Genomic DNA, 3,042 nt, shown 5'->3' with positions numbered 1-3,042 from the left:
TGTTGGCAGCACGGCAGCAAACTCGACTTCCAGGGCAAGTATTATCGCCATACCCTGATGACGCCGATGTTCAACCCCGGTCCCAACCCCTACGGCATTCCGCCCATTATGTTAGGCGCACTGGGCCCGAAAATGACCGAGCTTGCCGGCGAAGTCGCCGATGGCTTGATCGTCCACCCCTTTAACAGCATGCCCTTTCTCGAAGAAAAAGCCTTGCCGGCCGTTAAGCGCGGGCTCGAGAAGTCGGGCCGCTCGCTGAACGATTTCACCCTGCAGGTGAACGCCATCATTATTACCGGCGAGACGGAGGAGGAATATCTGGCCGCGGAGAACAGCGTTAAAAGCCTCCTCGGTTTCTACGCCTCAACCCCGGCTTACGCGCCGCCCATGGAAGCGGTCGGGCTGGGCGAGCTGCAACCCAAAATGAACCGATTGTCTAAGGAGGGCAAATGGGATGAACTGGCAAGCTACGTCGATGAGCACTTCCTCGACGCATTCTGCACCCGCGGAAAACCGGAGGAAATCGCCGGCAAGCTTAAACAGAAATATGGCCATTACGCCGACCGGCTGGCGATTTACGCACCCTACGCGGCCGCCGACGACATGTGGGCAAAGATTATCAGGGAGTTGAAATCCGCAGCCTAGGCGCGCACTGACCGCCCGGCGTACGGAGCGCCTCGCGGCCAAAAACATTGAATTCAACATGGGCGCCAGTGCGGATAAAGCGCGCCACACCTTGCCGCGCTTTATCCCAGCAACCCGTTACGGCGCCACACACACCGGGCAGTAAGCGTAGATTCCCCGCGGATCATCGAGTGCCGGCAGGGCCTGCACCACCGGCAGCCACTGGCGAATCAACGGCAACAAAAATTCCGGCAGCACACTGCTCGCCTGTTGCGAGCTGAGCAACCAGCGCATCAACTCCTCTTCAGGGCTCAGCGGCAGACGCAGCAAGCGGTGGCTGTCGTCACTGAGGCCCGCCAGTTCTGCCGCCGAGGCGATCGCCTGATCCAAGCTGCCCAGGCGGTCAACAAGGCCCAGTTCATGGGCGTCCATGCCGCTCCACACCCGCCCTTCAGCCAATGGTTTCACCTGCTCAGGCAGCTTGCCACGCCCCTGTGCAACCACGGTGATAAAGCGCTGATAGCCATTTTCGATGCTGCTCTGAATCGAGCGCGCCAATATCGGGTCCAGCGGCCGATCGATACGCAGCTTGCCGGCCACCGCGGTGGTACCTAGACCATCGGTATACACGCCAAGGCGTTTCAATAAGTCCTCGAAGGTGGGGAAGGCCCCAAAAATACCGATGGAGCCGGTCAGCGTCGCCGGACTGGCCCAAATTTCATCGGCACCGGCGGCGATCCAATAGCCGCCGGAAGCCGCCATACTGCTCATCGACACCACCAGCGGCTTGCCCGCCTGCTGCAACGCTTCCAGCTCGGCGCGAATCACCTCCGAGGCAAATGCCGAACCGCCGCCGCTATCGATACGCAGCACCAGTGCCTTCACGCTGTCATCCAAACGCGCGCTGCGTACCAACCTCGCCAAGCTGTCACCGCCAATACTGCCCGCCGGCTGTTCGCCGTCGACAATATTGCCACTGGCGACAATCAGGCCAACGCCGGCCTTGTTATCGGGCATGACCAGACCGCGCTTAAAGCGCAAATAGTGTTTGTAATAGACCTGGTTAAAGTAACCGTCTTCATCCCAGCCAACCTGCTCGGCCATCATTTCACTGAGCCGCGGCCGACTGACTATGCCGTCAACCAGGCCGTAATCCAGCGCTGCCTGCGCGGCGTCGCCACCGCTGCCGGCCAACACACGGTCGATATGGTTGACATAGTAATTAAAGTCTTTAACGGTGATATTGCGGCGCGCCACCACGCGGTCGCGATACAAATCCCACAGCGGCTCTAACCAGCCGCGATTGGCCTCGCGGGCCTCCGCTGACATATTGTCGCGCAGCAAGGGCTCCAGCGCCGATTTGTAACTGCCGACTTTGAAGACGTGGAAGTTAATCTGCAATTTTTCGATGGCCTCGCGCAGGTAATTGCGCACCACCGCAAAACCCTCCAAGCTAACACCGCCCATATTGTGCAAGAGAATTTGGTCGGCCTCGGTGGCCAGCAGATATTTGTCCTGGTCGTAATGCCCCGCCATCGCCACAATTTGCTTACCTGACTCGCGGAAACGGCGCAGCGCCTCACTGAGCTCCAGCGCGCGAGCCAGACCAATATGCTGCAGATCATCGAGCAACAGCAGCATCGACTGAATGCTGCTGTCATCGCGGGCATAGTCCACCGTATCAATCAAATCTCGCAGCAAGGTCTCCTGAGGCAAACCACTACCGCTAATTTGAGTCAGCGCGTCCACTGCCGTGTACTGCTCTACCACCAGCCCCTGAGGCGCCAAAACCAATGCCCCACCCTTTGGCACATCGACCCGAAAAGCGCTGTAGATACTGAAGCCCAGCATCACTATAAAAAATACAAAAAATACATTAATGGTCCAGCGGCGAAGCCCATCGAGAAAGGCCCCCAACCGGCTGAAAAATCCACGTCGCTTACTCTCGCTCATAACCGTCTCCGACCCCGACTGCTTTACTGCGGCGCGTTAGCAGCGCGCATGGCCTGCGCATGCCAGCGTATAAACGCCGTGGCACTGCAAAACAGCACAACAACGAGTGCCAACTCAACATAGTTCATCCAAATGGCAAAGGGCGACATCGCCTCGGTTACCGCCATGGCAAAGTACAACAGGCTGACAAAACACAGCCAGGCGATACCCTTGAGCTGCTGGCGAAATACCGCGCCGATAAACATCAGCACCGGCAATTCGCGAATCAGCCAAATCGTGATGCTCGGCTGCCGTCCCTCCTGCACCCACACCCAGGTACTCAGACTGAGAGAAACCAGCAGCGCGAGGTAAGAAATTTTCATCACCACACCGCTCCATGCGGCGCGTTTTTCCAGGCTAATCATGCCGAGGACATCCTTATAGTCAGTTAGTCGCGCAAGCGCTGCGCCAGTTGCGCCAGTCTCT

General features: G+C 58.3%; 3 protein-coding genes. 1 reads left to right on the top strand and 2 read right to left on the bottom strand.

The window, feature by feature from the left end; translation table 11 throughout:
* Positions 1-645, top strand: a 645-nt coding sequence (locus ABYM29_RS15380; protein ID WP_372865673.1) for an LLM class flavin-dependent oxidoreductase, incomplete at its 5' end; no start/stop codon positions are given.
* A 117-nt stretch (positions 646-762) separates the two neighbouring features.
* Here the strand turns inward: ABYM29_RS15380 and sppA are convergent.
* Positions 763-2,577 carry a signal peptide peptidase SppA gene (gene sppA, locus ABYM29_RS15375; RefSeq protein WP_372865672.1) on the bottom strand — a complete coding sequence of 605 codons (1,815 nt, stop codon included), beginning with the start codon at positions 2,575-2,577 and terminating at the stop codon, positions 763-765.
* Between the two features lie 23 nt (positions 2,578-2,600).
* The coding region (locus ABYM29_RS15370; protein WP_372865671.1) for a DUF2069 domain-containing protein at positions 2,601-3,042 on the bottom strand (442 nt) is incomplete at its 5' end.

The organism is Spongiibacter sp., assembly GCF_041602295.1.
In the GTDB taxonomy this organism is placed as follows: Bacteria; Pseudomonadota; Gammaproteobacteria; order Pseudomonadales; family Spongiibacteraceae; genus Spongiibacter.
This window is presented reverse-complemented; position numbering and strand designations above follow the sequence as displayed.